Source organism: Flavobacterium pedocola, from assembly GCF_053764385.1.
This window is the reverse complement of sequence record NZ_JBSNCR010000003.1, coordinates 195,012-211,329: the sequence shown is the minus strand read 5'-3', so window position 1 is coordinate 211,329 and position 16,318 is coordinate 195,012. Positions and strand designations below refer to the sequence as shown.

The window sequence follows — 16,318 nt, the reverse complement described above, 5'->3', positions numbered from 1 at the left end:
GCATGAACCACACACTGATAAAAAACGCGAAAATTGTAAATGAAGGCATTATTTTCGAAGGCGATTTGCTGATCGAAAACGAATTCATTAAAGAAATAGGGGAAAACATCAGCGCAAAGCCTAACTATATCGTTGTCGATGCAGAGGGCAGTTACCTGATTCCCGGGGTTATCGATGACCAGGTGCATTTCCGCGAGCCGGGGTTAACCCACAAAGGCGATATTGCTTCCGAATCAAGAGCTGCCGTAGCCGGTGGGATTACTTCTTTTATAGAACAGCCCAATACCGTTCCGAACGCCGTTACGCAGGAATTGCTGGAGCAGAAATACCAGATTGCGTCCCAGAGTTCGTTTGCGAATTATTCGTTTATGATGGGTGGTACTAATGATAACCTGGAAGAAGTTTTAAAAACAAACCCGCGCAATGTAGCCGGAATCAAATTGTTTTTGGGTTCTTCAACAGGAAACATGCTTGTGGATAATGAAGAAGTTCTGGAGAAAATTTTTTCCAGTACGCCCATGCTGATTGCGGTGCATTGTGAAGACGAAGCGACCATCAAAGCCAACCTGGAGCAATACAAAGCCGAATACGGAGACAATATCCCGATGGAATTCCATCATCTGATCCGCAGCGAGGAGGCCTGTTACCTTTCGTCATCCAAAGCAATTGAACTGGCTAAGAAAACAGGAGCGCGTTTGCATATTTTCCATGTTTCCACAGCTAAAGAAACAGAGCTGTTCACCAACAAGATTCCGTTAGAGGAAAAGAAAATCACCGCGGAGGTTTGTGTGCACCATTTATGGTTTACCAATGAAGATTATAAAACCAAAGGCACTTTGATCAAGTGGAATCCTGCGGTAAAAACCCAAGACGATAAAGACGGGCTTTGGAAAGCTTTGCTGGACGACCGAATCGATGTGATTGCCACCGATCACGCGCCGCATACCTGGGAAGAAAAACAAAATCCGTATACGTCAGCACCTTCGGGAGCGCCATTAGTGCAACATGCTGTAGTGGCGCTGTTTGAATCGCATCTGCAGGGGAAAATTGCCGTGGAGAAAATCGTGGAGAAGATGGCGCACAATCCGGCGAAAATTTTCAAAATCGAAAAACGCGGTTTCATCCGTGAAGGGTATTTTGCCGATCTGACCATTGTAAACACCACAGCGCCCTGGACGGTTAACAAAGATAATGTGCTGTATAAATGCGGTTGGTCACCTTTGGAAGGAACTAATTTTAAATCAAGGATTTCGCATACCTTTGTAAACGGTCATTTGGTGTATACCAATGGTAAAGTAAAAGAAGAGCGTTTCGGACAACGATTATTATTTGAAGTGTAGATGAAAAAAGTAGTACTGCTGTTTAGCTTGATGTTGCTGTTTTCCTGTGCTGATAAAGCCATGGAAAAACCGGATAACCTTATTGAGAAAGATGTGATGATTGACATACTTTTCGATATCGTCGTTTTACAGGCGGCCGAAAGTACCAATGCTGCCCAATTTGCTCAGAAAGGATTAAAACCCAATGAATTCATTTACGGAAAATACAAGATCGACAGCGTGACTTTTGCTAAAAGCAACCGTTACTATGCTTCCGATCCGCATAACTATCAAAAAATGTTTGCCAAAGTTTCCGAACGTATTAAAAACCAACAGGAAACCTTGAACCAAAAAGCAATCGAGCAAACCGGAAATCCTATTGCGCCTTCCGATGCGCCTGCGATACAGTAACGAGGTAATCGTTCAGGGGTAAAAAAGGATAATCCAATTGGTTCATGATTTTGGAATTATCGTAAATATCCAGCGAATGTGATGATTTTGAAGTGGCTCTGGTAAAACTTCTTCTTCGGAACAATAGTTTAGAAAACAACCAATCCGCCCGCCAGGCGATGGACGTCATATAAGGTCTTGCGTAAATGTAAGGCCTTTTCTTTTGCATGGCATCGGCTATGGTGTTCAGTAAATCCTGCAATTTTACATTCTCGGAAACGATGGTGAAGCGTTCGCCAAAAACGTTCCCGTTCATCAAACCAATCATGATTTTAGCCACATCATCTGCTGTAGTAATTCCGGTGGAGCCTTTCGTGTAAAAAGGGAAGCCGTTCTGGATTTTCTGCAACAATTCCCCGCTGCCGGAAGTGCCAAAACCTTTTCCGAAAATTACGCCAGGGTTGACCACTACCGCTTTCAGTCCCTCCTGGGTACCACGCCAGACTTCCATTTCTGCACCGAATTTGGTCAGGGCATAATCGCCGTGGTTTTTCTCCGGATTCCATTCGGTTTCTTCGGTGATGATGGTTTCACCTTCCTTGGTATCGCCTAAAGCAGCAATAGAACTCACATAACAGAATTTTTTCACCCCGAAATCCAACGCGCAATTCACCATGTTGGCCGTTCCTTCTATGTTGACTTTTCGCAGTTGTTCTTCGTCTTTTGGATCAAATGAAATCAGGGCAGCACAGTGGTAGACGGTGTCAATGTTTTTGAAAGCCATTTCCAGGGCCGGGACGTCGTTGATATCCGCTGCAACCCATTCGATTTTTTCAAACACATCCAATTGGTGCTCCATGCGGAAAAGATTCTTTGTTTTTTCGATGGAGGCCGAAGAACGGTAAATAGCCCGAACCGCTTCGTTTTTCTGAAGCAAATGCAGTAGAAGATGTGCTCCTACCAAACCGGTTCCGCCTGTAACTAATATCATGATAGCGAAATTACGAATTATGAATTACGAATTGCGAATTTTTTTCGATTAACCAAGATAAACAAATAACCAAATCAACTTTAAATTTTATCTTTGCGGAAATTCAGGATACAAATGAAAAATTTTATTGAAGAAGTGACTTGGAGAGGAATGCTCCACGACGTAATGCCAGGCACAGAAGAACATTTGATGGAACAGATGCGTGTGGCGTATGTGGGTATTGATCCAACTGCTGATTCATTGCATATAGGACATTTGGTGGGGGTAATGATGTTGCGACATTTTCAGTTGAGCGGACATAAGCCCGTAGCGCTTGTAGGTGGGGCAACCGGAATGATTGGGGATCCGTCAGGGAAATCGAATGAACGAAATTTGTTGGATGAAGCTACTTTACGCCACAACCAGGATGCTATAAAAGGGCAATTGGCACGATTTTTAGATTTTACATCTAACGAATCAAACGCAGCCGAATTGGTGAACAACTACGACTGGATGAAGGATTTCTCCTTTTTAGGATTCATTCGTGATGTCGGAAAGCATATTACCGTGAACTACATGATGGCCAAAGATTCGGTGAAGAAAAGAATAAGTGGCGACAGCTCTGAGGGGATGTCTTTCACGGAATTTACCTATCAGTTGGTGCAGGGTTTTGACTTTTTGCACTTATACCGCACTAAAAGCTGTACACTGCAAATGGGCGGAAGCGATCAGTGGGGGAATATCACTACCGGAACAGAATTGGTGCGTAGAATTGAGGCTGGAAAAGCGTATGCCTTAACCTGTCCTTTAATTACCAAAGCAGACGGGACCAAATTTGGAAAATCAGAAGGCGGTAACATTTGGTTGGATGCCGAGCGTACATCTCCGTACAAATTCTACCAGTACTGGCTGAACACTTCGGATGTTGATGCCGAAAAATACATTAAGATTTTCACCTTTTTAGATAAAGAGACAATTGAGGCGTTAAGTGCAGAACATAATCAGGCACCGCATTTGAGAGCATTGCAGAAAAAACTTGCGGAAGAAATCACCGTTATGGTACATTCTAAAGAAGAGTTAGAACATGCTATTGCGGCTTCCAATGCGTTTTTCAGTCCATCTATGGATGAACTTAAAAAACTGGACGATAAAACTTTTTTAGAAGTTTTTGAAGGGGTGCCTCAGGCGGAAATTGCCATGGCAGATTTGGAAGAAGGATTGGATATGATTGCGGCTTTGTCGGCTAAAACTGGATTCCTGGCCTCTAACAGTGATGCAAGAAGAGAGTTGAAGCAAAATGCGATTTCCTTAAACAAGGCGAAAGTTGGCGAAGACTATAAAATCACCAAATCCGATTTGATTAACAACCAGTTTTTGTTAGTGCAAAAAGGAAAGAAAAATTACTACGTAATCAAGGTTAAATAACCATCAGGTTGCAACCGCGAATATCGGAATGATCAAAACGTCCCAACACTTCGAAAGAATGGTTGGGATATTTTTTGCCCAGATCCTGCGTGGCAATAAAGGAGCAGGAATTTACATTGGCCAAATCAATCACGTTGATCCCGCCGGTTTTGCCTTCTGCTACATAGGAAAGGGCGTCTTCGGTATCGCGGATTAAAATTTCCATCCAGGGTGGACATTCGAAAATCCCTTCGCCTAAAGAATATGCCTGTGATAATAATTCGGTCATGCCGTATTCCGAATGAATTTCAGAAACCCCAAAGCCTTTGCAAAGGATCTCGTGTAATTCTTCCCGGATGATTTCCCTACGTTTGCCTTTCATCCCGCCGGTTTCCATAATGATGGTGTTTTTCAGCTGGAAGTTCTGTAGTTCAATTAAATCCAGCAAAGCATATGTTACGCCAATTAAAAGTACATTCTGGCCGGAACTGTCCAGTTCGGTCAGCTTTTGGATCAGTTCGTCGTAATTGTGCAGGTAAAAACCGCTGTCAGGTTGGTTGGAACGTTCAATTAGATCTTCCACCATGTAAATTAACGAAGAACCTTCGCGTTCCAAATAGGAAGGGAGTAGTGCTAAAACCACATAATCTTCAATATTTCCGTAAAACTGCGAAAAGGCCAGTCGAAAGCTTTCGTTGTAAAAATCCAGATCCGTAACCAAATGACGGCTGGTGGCCATACCGGTCGTGCCGCTGCTGGTAAAAGTAATCTGTACGGGTTCCGCAGTGCTTAAAACATCGTGCGATTTGAAAAACTGTATCGGTAAAAATGGAATTTCAGTTAATGATTTTACATTGGTTTTGTCTTTCTTCAGCAGTTCACAAAAATTTCGGTACACAGTGTTGTTATCGTATTGGTAACGAAATACTTTGAGCGTAAGTTTCTCAAATTCTTTTTTGGAGCCGATGTAAAAAATGTCTGAAGTGCTAAACATGTGGCAAAGGTACAAAAATAAAAAAGCACCAACTTTCGCCGGCGCTTTCTTTGTAAAGTGAAAAGGAATTATTTGATTACCAGTTTTCTGGTAGCTGTCTTTCCTTCTTCAGTAATTTTAACCATGTAAATACCAGGGTTTAAGGAAGCAACGCTGATGCTTTCATTAGCAGTGGTGGTGTTCAAAACCTGTTTTCCAACTACATCATAGATAACCACGGTTTTAACACCGTTAGCGTCTGTGGTGATGTGTAAGAGGTCGTTTGCAGGGTTAGGGTAAATATTCAGTCCGTCGATGCTGTTTGTTTCTTCGTTCTCAATTTTTGAGAAATTTATCAATTCCAAGGGGAAAATTGGGGAGTACTCTCGCTGATTTGAAATTCTTTCGTTGTTTGTTATGTCAATATAAGAACAATCACTAATCGTAGCTGTAAAATCAGAACCGGTTGAGGCTAGAAAACCATCACTCAAAAGAACTGTGTTTTGAGAGGTGAATTTTACCGAAATGTCCGGGCCGATCACTGAAGTTGTGGTTAATAAATTAGATGATTTTCTCAGATGCAACATATACTGATGTTTGTTTATGAAATTCTCAGTGATGGTTTCGGTTGCATGGCAATCATATTTGAGAATGGTTTCTCTCAGGATGTCTTCACAGGTGTGACAGAACTTTTGTTGAGTACCTAAATCTCTCATAAGGCAAGTTTGTTCAGAACGGTACCAGCCTGAATTGGTATAATTGGCGCCCAAGAACATGCCTACATTGCAATTTGGGGTATTGACACAAGTGGCATTTTGATTGATTAAGTACGCCCAAGGTGCTTGGTTGTTGGTTGTTTTGTCCGTGACATTTCTGTCAAAAAAGATAGGGAAGCTGCTTGGTGTAACATTTGCCCCAAAAGTTTGATCGTATTCGTCTCCAAGTACCCCAAATGTGTGGCCTAATTCATGTTTTACAACGCTTCGCATGATAGGGCTCCCACAGAACCTGGTTGTGAATACATATTTTCCGCCGCCACCTGTATAGTAATTGTTGTTGAAATAGGCTATGACAAGGGAATTGCTGTTGTAATTTGGCAGGGTAGCGGTTAAGTTATCCATCCGTGTTCGGAAATCGTTGTATACGCTTATATCACTGATCGCAGGATTATAGGTGGCTCCTCCGCAAAAATAGGCAGTTGAAGGGCTTCCTGTGCCCGAATGTTGAAAATATGCAAAGGGCTCGCCTTCTACTGTTGCAAGAACCTTTACGGTCGTTACTTTGAATTTATCCCGTAGGGCGTTGAAAGGAGGTGTTCCGGGATAGGTTGTTGGATTGCTTGGGTCACCAAACATATCATTGATAAAGGTGGTGACAAAGTTATCAAAATTTGACATGGAAGTGGTTGTGAATCCTTGTGAAACCATAAAGATTTCTATGCTGGGATCATTGCCCTGATATACCGTGGTTATTGTTTGGCTGTTTCCTTTTAAAGGGAAAATAAAAGCTAAACAAAATAAGAATTTTACTATTTTCATCTGTGTAGTGAGTTGGTGTTTAAAATGCTTTAATTATTTATTGATTCGCTAAACTTGTAGGTTCGCTAATACATTAAATCACTAACACTATTTTTTTTGAGCCATTTCAAGAACCATTTTCTTTAATTCTTCGATTTCCTCACTTTGTTTTTTGTTTATTTTGTTTTGTTCAATGATGTAAAGCGTTAATTCTTCTATTTTCTCTTGTTGGATTTTTGCCATTTCGCCAAGTTCAATACCTTCTTCTTTTACCTTTTGTGCAGAGGGTACGTTTGGTAAGTGGCCTTTTTCAGCAATATGTTTTTCGATTTCCTCAAGTGTAGGTAATTTATACTCTTTATTGAATACATAATCAGCCCAGGAAGATTGTAGGTTTACACGAACTACTTCTGCTAAAATGCCTCCTTTTACAAACAGGTTGTAATTACTAAGGCTTGCACCGCCTGCTGTTGTTGGATAGTTACCAAAGTTATAACCAACGCCTACTTTTGCGTTAAATTTTAGTTGGTCATTTGCGAAATCACCCCAAATTAATGGTTTGTCAAATTGTTCGTTATCTATTAATAATTTTTCTTCGGCGTTTAAGCCAACATAATTAACATTTCCTATAAATATGTTTTTAGAGCCGGTAAGTTCTTCACCTGAGCCATTTCCGATCAGTAGATTTTGGTTACCGATACAATAGCTTCCGGCTCCATTCCCTAAAAATACGTTGGAATAACCGACCGAAAAATCACCTGAGTTAGTTCCCAAAAAAATGCTATAACCGGCTGTGGCTCCATTTCCGGAATATGCACCTACGAAAGTGTTTGCGTTGGGAGAGATAGTGGATGAACTAAGAGTATTGCTTCCTGAAAATGATCCGATATAAGTATTGCTTTGGTATGAGGTTACACTGTTTTTTCCGGCCTTCCATCCGTAAAATGTGTTTCCGCCTGCGCCTGTTGTGGTACCGGCGTCTAAACCGCCACTTGTTCCCAATGCATTCGATTGTACGTTTTGACCAAAAGTGAATAATGAAGTCAGTGACAGTAATGTCGTAGCTAAGAGTTGTTTTGTTTTCATGTTTGTTTTATTTTAGAAACGGATGTAAATTTAATAGGATTTTTTTTATTTTATTAAAAATAAAAAGAGAAAACGTTTTGTTGCTAAAATAAAAAAGCACCAACTTTCGCTGGTGCTTTCTTTATAAGGTAAAAAGGAATTATTTGATTACCAGTTTTCTGGTAGCAGTTTTTCCTTCTTCGGTAATTTTAACCATGTAAATACCAGGGTTTAATGAAGCAACGCTGATGCTTTCATTAGCAGTGGTAGTGTTCAATACCTGTTTTCCAACTACATCGTAGATAGCCACGGTTTTAACGCCGTTAGCATTTGTAGTGATGTGTAAGATGTCGTTTGCAGGGTTAGGGTACATGCTTAAACCTTCAATATTGTTGAAACTTGCTGTACCTAAAGTAAAGTTTACTGTAGTGGCTACTTTTAATTCATCCACCATTGTGGTAGGTGTCTTGTTGTCGTCCTGACGTAAGAAGAAAGAAGCTACACTTGTATAAGCCGCAGCCGGTGTTATAGCAGCAGTAACTGTTCCTGATCCGCCAATAGTTGGGTTTTCAACCAAAGTAACAAGGTTCGTTGTGAAATTGTAACCTAAAGTCAAGTATTGGTTGTTGAACAAATCTGAAGCTTCAGGAGTGTATAAGTTCGCTGACCAAACTACAGTCGCGGCACTTGTGCCCGCATTTACTCCAAATTGGTATTGTGTGCCGGCTCTTCTGATCCAAACAGTTGCATTGAAAGTTCCTGTTGAAGATGTAAAGCCTGCGAAATAAGCAGAATTACCATCACCCATAGAAGCGAAATCCGTTACTTTTACTAAGAAAGAAGCGTAAATAGTTCCTGAGGTTGTGTCAGTAAATCTTGCTTTAGTGTCACTTCCCGTTCCGGAAAACGTTACCGAATTTCCAGTTGAAGTTATACCTGCATATGATAAGTTTCCTGTAGTAGCTAAAATTTCATCCGATCCGGTTGAGGTATTTGTCCATTGCTGTGAAGTGCTCAAGGCTGTGCCTACAGTATAGTTGAAAGGTTCGTTAAACGGCAGAGTATTGTCGATTTTACACTCTGGAGAAGTTACTGGTTTGGTTAAATTGCAAGTCCCGCTAACTGTTAATGTTACGTTTGTACCCTCAGGGATGTTTGTAATAGTGATATTTCCGGTTGCTGTGGTTGAAGGGTTGTCTCCACCAATAGTTCCGACATTTGAAGATAAGTTATAGGTTCCTGAGTTACCTCCTGTAAAAGGTATTGTTGCGTTGTATGTGTCGATAGCTGCTGTTGTGGCATCACAAGCGGCTACTGCTGTTCCTAAAGCTAAGCTGCATGGGGTGGTTCCCATCCAAGTGGAAGAAACATAAATAGCGTCAACTGTTTGGTTTTGTGATGCGTTGAATTGTCTTAAGTATACTTTTTCAATGGCTCCGTTACCGCTTCCTGAAATTGAAACTTCCGGTGCTCCGGCAGCAGCTTCAGAAGCTGGAACTCCCGTTGCTTTTACCCAAAGGCTTGCGTTTCCGGTAGCTGTGTTTTCGTATTTTAAAATTACTAGGTAGGTAGTTCCTAAGGTTAATTCAGTAGGAGTACCGGCATAAGTACCGGAAGCAACATTGTTGCTAATACCGATATTGTATTTTGTTACGGCGTCAATTGTAGAAGGTTTTACCCAAATTCTGGCAACAAGGGGGCTTGCGCCGGTATTGGTTAAGCCAATGAAGTAACCTGTGGTTGCATTGGTTATGTTTACAAGGAAAGACATGTATATGGTGCTTCCGTTTGCCGGGACAGATGAAAAGGCTCTGTTGATGTCTTGTCCAGTGTTGTCTACTTTAGCAGCATTCCCGGATGCAAAACCTGTGATGCTACCGCCTCCATCATTGTAACCAGCATATGATAATCCATTTGAAGCACCAACGTCGATTTTTTCGACACCAGCACCGCTGTATTCTGCCCATTGTGTGGTTGGATCTGGTGTGCCGGTCGATGTTAAAACCGTATTGTCAGGATAATTAAAACTTTCGTTCAGATAAGTGGTTTGTCCGAAGGAAAGAGCACTAATTGTTAAAGTTAACAATAACGCGTAAATTTGTTTCATATCGAGATGATTTTTAAAAATTGGACAACAAAGATAACTAGTATTTACGAATCTGTAAAACTTTTAATGTGAAATTATAGTTAAGTTGTAAAAAACGGCAAGCTGTAATTATCTCACAATCAGTTTTCTGGTAGCGGCTGCTTCTCCTTCTTTGATTTTGATAATGTACACGCCGGCAGAAATGGAACCGATAAACAATTCTTTATTACTGATGGTGGATTGTAAAACACGTTTTCCCAATACATCGAAAATTTCCACTTCTTTCTCCAGATTGTTCTTGGTGGAAATGAAGATGCGGTCCCCTGAAACCGGATTCGGGTAGATGCTTAAACCTTCAATGGTGTTTTCCTGGGTTTTGTTCACAGAAGATGCTTTACTCTCCTGAGCCTGAACACTCACGGAAAATAAAAAGCAAACGAAAAGAATAATATAGAAGTAGTTTTTCTTCATGTGATCCAATATTGTGTAAATATATAAAAATATTTTCAAATAGTATGCCAAAAAAAACGCCCTTTCGATGAAGAGCGTTTTTTGTAATATATTGGTGTAATTTATTATTGTAACAAGTTAACCCCGTTAACAGTTGCCCAAGCTCCTGGTGTAAGGCTAGCTCCTGTTGAAGAAGCACTTGTAGTGTATTGACCTGATGGGAAAGCTACTGTAAAAGTATCAGCTCCTCTACCTGTTTCCGGTGTAGCCCCAACGATTTTTACGCCGTTCATTTTAATTTTACTTCCGGTCACTTGATCGGTGTTGGTTGCAGCATCCTGAATTCTTACTGCTACAGCGTTAGCGTTAGTTGTATAACCTTCGATCAAAACGTTAGAGTATTCTCCGTTTCCTTGTTTTTTGAATTGGATAGCATCATACTCAGCAGCACCGTTTTCAGTTAAAGTTCCGGCAGCTCTTTTTAAAGTGATGTTGCTTACTTTTGGCCAGAATGAATTGTTAACAGATTTCGCTTCGATTTCCATTCCAAAGTTTCCGGTTCCGGTTTGGTAAGCATACCAGTTGGTGTTTGCTTCACCTTTCCAGCCATCTTGCCAGTCGAATGAATCGTCATAGTTTCCGTAAGAGATTAAGTTTTTAGCACTTACTGTTCCACCGTAAAACTCATAACCGTCATCAGCACCTTTGTAAGATACTAAGTTTTCCAATACTGTTCCTGAACCTACAGAGTAGAAAGAGAAACCGTTCATTTCACTTGTTCCGTCTGTAATTTTCTTTCCAGCGTATTCCACACGTACATATTTTAAAGATCCACCGTTGTGTGCAGCGTTTGTTCCACCGTAAGGTAAAGCTAAACCGTCTTCAGATGTAGCAGTTGTTACACCACTTGCACCAACGATCGGAGCATCTCCGTACATGATAATTCCTCCCCAAGATCCTGGTGTCATGGAAGATTCTGTGAAGACAACCGGCTCAGCAGCTGTTCCGTTGATGATTAATTTACCGCCGTTTTCAACCACTAAAGCATCTACACCATTAGCAATGGTACTTGTGATAGTAGAACCTGCATCGAAAGTTACAGTAGCTCCAGATTTAATGCGTACGATTCCTGTTAATGTATAGTTTCCGTAAGCATAAGTTTTATTAGTTGTGATGTCTCCTGTGATTTCACCTGTTGCAGGTGTTACCGGAGTTGTTGTTTCGTCGTCTTCCGAACAACTTGTGAACAATACACTTAATACAGCTAAACTCAATACTAATTTTTTCATTGTGATGTTTTTTATTTTTTTAGCAAATGTATAGGGGGCTAATAATCTCAGCGTTAGCGAAGTATTACTAAATTTTTAAGGATTTTTGGGAATGTAAATTTTCTGTAAACAATAAATCCTGCCGTAGCAGGATTTATCAGACTACACTGGTGTTTGCCAGTATTAGAAAGAATAACTTAAACTCAAACTTAAACCAACACCTTTTTTATATTCTTTTACTACCAAAGAAGGTTCGGTGATATTTACTTTGCTTTCGTCGCCCAATTCAAACCGTTGGTACGGATTCAGAATGTTATCGGCTGAGAATTTTGCACTGATGTTATCCGTCAATTTGCTGGAATATACAAAGTCTAATTTGTGGAAAGGCATTTCATAAATGTGATCAATTCCTGCAGTTCCTACGGCATAGATGCTTTTTCCTTTTACGCCATATACTAATGAAACAGTGTTTTTAACTTTCTTTCCTAAATCGAATTCGTATTTGGCATCGGCATTTAAAACCCAGTTGGAAGCTCCTTGTAATTCTCTTGTCGGATTGTTTTCCAATTGATTGTCATCCGCGATTTCAACGTTGGTTTTCATCACGGAAGCATTTAAGCCAAGGGAAAGGTTGTTTAGGTTTTCCGATAAATGTGCCATGTTGAAAATGAATTCAAATTCCGCTCCGTATAGGTTGGCTACTTTTGAGTTTTGGAAAGTAGTAATCTGCGTTGCACTCGGTTTGTAGATTCTTTCGATCGGATCCTTAATGTTTTTTCCGTAAAGACCTACGGCTACCATATCTTTTCGGTCTGAGAAGAACTCGTATTTTAAATCAGCATTTAAATTTTTGGTATCCTTTAAGTTGCTGTTACCGGTTTCAACCGTTCCGTCAGGATTTACAAACTGGATCGGTAAAACTTCCATCATTACCGGTCTTGTAACGGTCTGTGAAGCTGCAAAACGTAAATTCGCTTTTTCTGTTAACGTATATTTTGTGTTTACAGAAGGAAGGAAATAGTTTTTGGTTTCTGTAATTTTTCTGTACGGACTTGTGAAAGCATCTGAAATCGAACGGTATTTTATAACACGGTTTGACGCTTCAAAACGAACCCCTCCGTTCACTTCGATTTTTTCGGATAAGTTAAAGAATACATTTCCGTGGCCAGAATTTACAAACTGATTCAGTTTTACTTTATAATCTGAAGTAGACTCTTCTCTTTCGAAAACCAATCCGCTTTCAATATCGGACAGAATTTGGTCATTGATATCGTTCAGGGATGTGGTCACGGTATAACTTCCACTTAAAGCTCGGGTTGAGAAGAATCGGTATTTGGAAGTAATACTGTTTCGATAGGAATTGAAACCTAAGGTCAAGTTGTTGTTTTTGCCATTGATTTCTTTACCGAATTTAAGTTTGTATTCCAATAAACCGCTTACGTAATAATTTCCTTTGATTTTGAAATGCTGACGGTTTAGTGTGTTACCTCCGTAGGAGTTTTCAAAAGAACCGTCGTTGTTTAATTTTCCGTCAAGGAATTTTCTGTCCGGTAATTCGTAAAGTGTTTTTACGTATGATAAGCCTCCTTTTACGTTGTGTTTGTCGTCAGAAGTAATCTTATAGCTTGTCAATAATTGGTTGTTGAAATAATCCGATTGCTCAAACTGATTAGTTCTAACCAAACGGTTTGGTGTTGATTTTTGATTCGAAAGTACACCGTATTGGTCTTTAACTAAACTTTCGGTGGTTCTCATGTAGATCGAATTGGTAGCCACCTGAAAACGATCGGATTTGAATTTCAAACCTACTAAGGTTGAAGCATTGGTTTGGTAGCTGAATGCCTGTGAGAATAAATTGTTGTTGTACTCCCCAAGACCTTCGATAAAAGAGCGTTCCGCCCCTTTTCTTACCTGGTATTTGTTGTCTCCGTTTAATGAAATTAAATAAGAGAAAGAACCTTTTTTAAGATTGAATTTGTCGGAATGGCTAAAACTGATGCTGTTGTTGATCGGAGCGCTAACTTTATCTACATTCCAGGAACTGTTTTTGTACCCTTCTTTGTATTCTGCAGCCGTTAATCGGTGAGCGCCGATTGATCCGTAGGCAGAAGGCAATTCTCTGTATTGTTTCTGAATACCAAAAAAGCCTTGCGTGTTGTTGGAGGTTTCGGTTGTTAAGAAATCACTTCCGTTATTGTTGGTTACATAACCAAAGCCAACACTGAATTTTGTTTGGGAAGATTTGGGTTCGCTTGTGGCAATATTAATGGTAGCCCCTGCAAAATCTCCGGGAATATTAGGGTTGAATGTTTTGTATACTTCCAATACACCTACAATATCCGTTGGGAATAAATCCAAAGGGATGATTTTTTTAAACGGACTGTTGGAAGGTGCTTGTAAATCATTGATCAATAGGTTGTTGTATCGGTTTTCCAATCCTCTTACAAATAATCCTCTTGATTCTGCTTTTGTGATTCCGGTAATCTTGGTCAGACCTTCTTCTACATCACTGATTCCTTTTCGGGATAATTCCTGTGCCCCGATGGACTGTTTGATTTCCACCGCTTTCTTTTGTTCGGCTAAAAGAGCGGTTTCTTTTTCACGATTCTGTTCTACCTTGATTACTACATCTTCTAGTTCCACACCTTTAGAACCTAAGGCCTGATTGAATTCAAGTGTTTCGTTAGCTTTAATCGTAAAAGGGATTTCCACGCTTTCATAGCCCAGGAAAGAAATTACCAGGGTATGGTTTCCTTCCGCTACGGAAAGGATGTATTTTCCTTTTTCATCGGTGTTAACACCGTTGGATGTTCCTTTGATCATAACAGTGGCAAATGACAATACTTCATTATTCATGTCTTTGTCTGTTACGGTTCCGGTCACGGTTCCTTTTTGTGCAAAACCTAAAAGGGTGGTAAATAAGGCGACAAATAAAAATTTCAATTTCATTAGTATGTGTTATTTAATTCGGTGCAAAGGAACTCCGGGCGCGTTAATCGAGTGTTACTCAGTTGTTATTGTTTTGTTTGGAAGACATTACCAAATCGTTAAGACATTAAATAATCGTTAACAGATGTGATGCGCCGTACAACGATTTGTATTATCTTTACCTTTACATCCCGAAAACACACTATAGTGTCAACATTTATGAAAAAGAAAGACATTAAGATTTTATTGGTTGATGACGAGCAGGACATACTCGAAATTGTTGGGTACAACCTGACTCAGGAAGGTTACCAGATCGTAACTGCAAGCAATGGGAAAGAAGCCATTGCCAAAGCAAAAAAAGAATTGCCCCATTTGATTATCATGGATGTGATGATGCCGGAAATGGACGGGATGGAAGCCTGTGAAAACATCCGTAGGATGCCGGAACTGGCTAATGTGATTATCACGTTTTTAACCGCCAGAAGCGAGGATTATTCCCAGGTAGCCGGTTTTGATGCCGGAGCCGACGATTACATCGCCAAACCGATCAAACCGAAAGTTTTGGTAAGCAAAGTAAAGGCCTTGCTGCGTCGTTTGAAAGACGAGGAGAAAAATAGCGATGTGTTGCGAATCGGTGATATCGAAATCAACCGTGAGGAATATAAAATTGTCAACAACGGAGAAGAAATCATCCTGCCGAGAAAAGAATTCGAGTTGTTTTACCTGTTAGCGTCAAAACCAGGGAAAGTATTCAAGCGCGAAGAAATCCTTGATAAAGTTTGGGGTAACGAAGTGGTTGTGGGTGGAAGAACCATCGACGTGCATATTCGTAAACTAAGAGAAAAAATTGGTGAGGACCTGTTCAAAACCATAAAAGGAGTTGGCTATAAGCTGGAGCTGTAAATGAGCATAAATTTTAAGAAATCATACAAATTTGCGATAAAATCATCGTTTTACGTTAGCGTGTTCACCACGGGTTTTGTTGCCATTTTATTGTATCTTTTTTTTGAAATTAATTACAAATTTATCGGGTTTTTCGCTTTGGGAACCCTTTTGTTTTCGTTTTTCATGCTGCAGTACCGGGTGGAGAAATTCATCTACAAGCGGGTGAAGAAAATCTACGACGATGTGTCGCTCCTGGATTCCACTACCCTGAGAAACCAGCCCATTACCACAGACATGGCGACCTTAACCCGTGAAGTGCAGAAATTTGCCACGGATAAAAAAATCGAAATCGAAACCCTTAAAATCCGTGAAGAATACAGGCGTGAATTTCTGGGGAATGTTTCCCACGAGCTTAAAACGCCTTTGTTTACAGTTCAGGGTTATCTCTCCACCTTGCTCGACGGTGCCATGAAGGATAAAACCCTGCTCAAAAAGTATTTGCAGCGTGCTGAAAAAGGTGTGGAACGGTTAATTTACATTGTGAAGGATCTCGACATGATTACCAAACTGGAAGTCGGCGACCTGAACCTTGAAATTTCCGAATTCAATATTGTTGAAGTCGTGCAAAACGTATTCGATCTGTTGGAAATGAAAGCCGACGAGAAAAACATCCTACTGATGTTCGACCGAAAATATCCAAAACCGGTGCTGGTTCGCGGTGATTATGAGAAAATCGAGCAGGTTTTGATCAATCTGATCATGAATTCCATCAAATACGGTAAGCAAAACGGTACAACGGAAGTCAGTGTGGAGGATTTGGTGAACAATAAAATCATCGTTCGTGTAACCGATAACGGGGAAGGGATCCAGAAACACCACATTCCGCGTTTGTTCGAGCGTTTCTTCCGTGTCGACAAAAGCGGTGCCCGTTCAGAGGGTGGTTCCGGTTTAGGGTTGTCCATTGTAAAACACATCATCGAAGCCCACGACGAAAGGATTTATGTAGACAGTAAGCACGGCCACGGTTCGGAATTCTCCTTTACACTGGAAAAAGCAAAATAGT

At 40.5% G+C, this 16,318-nt stretch carries 13 protein-coding genes; 5 read left to right on the top strand and 8 right to left on the bottom strand.

All coding sequences use genetic code 11. The annotated features are described in order from the left end of the window. Nucleotides 1–2 precede the first annotated feature (2 nt). A complete protein-coding gene (locus ACWPKD_RS07960; RefSeq protein ID WP_455412149.1) occupies nt 3–1,340 on the top strand; it encodes a dihydroorotase in 1,338 nt (445 codons plus the stop codon). Then, a complete protein-coding gene (locus ACWPKD_RS07955; protein WP_455412148.1) occupies nt 1,341–1,730 on the top strand; it encodes a DUF4296 domain-containing protein in 390 nt (129 codons plus the stop codon). Here ACWPKD_RS07955 and ACWPKD_RS07950 read toward each other — a convergent pair. Continuing rightward, entirely contained in the window at nt 1,696–2,700 is a 1,005-nt protein-coding gene (locus ACWPKD_RS07950; RefSeq protein WP_455412147.1) for an NAD-dependent epimerase/dehydratase family protein, read from the bottom strand. The genes ACWPKD_RS07955 and ACWPKD_RS07950 overlap by 35 nt on opposite strands. 114 nt (nt 2,701–2,814) lie before the next feature. Between ACWPKD_RS07950 and tyrS the strand changes: the two genes are divergently transcribed. Continuing rightward, nucleotides 2,815–4,104, top strand: coding sequence for a tyrosine--tRNA ligase (gene tyrS / locus ACWPKD_RS07945; RefSeq protein WP_455412146.1), 1,290 nt, complete (start codon nt 2,815–2,817; stop codon nt 4,102–4,104). Here the strand turns inward: tyrS and ACWPKD_RS07940 are convergent. The 7 genes from ACWPKD_RS07940 to ACWPKD_RS07910 form a co-directional block, all read right to left on the bottom strand. Further along, on the bottom strand, nt 4,097–5,077 hold the full coding sequence (locus ACWPKD_RS07940; RefSeq protein WP_455412145.1) for a LuxE/PaaK family acyltransferase: 981 nt from the start codon (nt 5,075–5,077) through the stop codon (nt 4,097–4,099). The two genes, tyrS and ACWPKD_RS07940, sit on opposite strands and share 8 nt — an antisense overlap. 68 nt (nt 5,078–5,145) lie before the next feature. Then, complete coding sequence (locus ACWPKD_RS07935) at nt 5,146–6,594, bottom strand: T9SS type A sorting domain-containing protein (RefSeq protein WP_455412144.1); 1,449 nt, start codon at nt 6,592–6,594, stop codon at nt 5,146–5,148. A gap of 87 nt (nt 6,595–6,681) precedes the next feature. Beyond that, on the bottom strand, nt 6,682–7,659 hold the full coding sequence (locus tag ACWPKD_RS07930) for a hypothetical protein (protein WP_455412143.1): 978 nt from the start codon (nt 7,657–7,659) through the stop codon (nt 6,682–6,684). A gap of 139 nt (nt 7,660–7,798) precedes the next feature. Continuing rightward, entirely contained in the window at nt 7,799–9,745 is a 1,947-nt protein-coding gene (locus ACWPKD_RS07925) for a T9SS type A sorting domain-containing protein (RefSeq protein ID WP_455412142.1), read from the bottom strand. 108 nt (nt 9,746–9,853) lie between these two features. Continuing rightward, complete coding sequence (locus ACWPKD_RS07920) at nt 9,854–10,195, bottom strand: T9SS type A sorting domain-containing protein (protein WP_455412141.1); 342 nt, start codon at nt 10,193–10,195, stop codon at nt 9,854–9,856. A 104-nt stretch (nt 10,196–10,299) separates the two neighbouring features. Further along, the gene (locus ACWPKD_RS07915) at nt 10,300–11,463 is read right to left on the bottom strand and encodes a hypothetical protein (RefSeq protein ID WP_455412140.1); all 1,164 of its coding nucleotides are present in this window, start codon (nt 11,461–11,463) and stop codon (nt 10,300–10,302) included. 162 nt (nt 11,464–11,625) lie between these two features. Continuing rightward, complete coding sequence (locus ACWPKD_RS07910) at nt 11,626–14,391, bottom strand: TonB-dependent receptor domain-containing protein (protein WP_455412139.1); 2,766 nt, start codon at nt 14,389–14,391, stop codon at nt 11,626–11,628. A gap of 198 nt (nt 14,392–14,589) precedes the next feature. Here ACWPKD_RS07910 and ACWPKD_RS07905 point away from each other — a divergent pair, with 198 nt between their 5' ends. Together ACWPKD_RS07905 and ACWPKD_RS07900 are read left to right on the top strand one after the other, a co-directional pair. After that, nucleotides 14,590–15,273 (top strand): response regulator transcription factor, encoded by a 684-nt coding sequence (locus ACWPKD_RS07905; protein WP_455412138.1) that lies wholly within the window; start codon nt 14,590–14,592, stop codon nt 15,271–15,273. Further along, on the top strand, nt 15,274–16,317 hold the full coding sequence (locus ACWPKD_RS07900) for a sensor histidine kinase (protein WP_455412137.1): 1,044 nt from the start codon (nt 15,274–15,276) through the stop codon (nt 16,315–16,317). Nucleotide 16,318 lies beyond the last annotated feature (1 nt).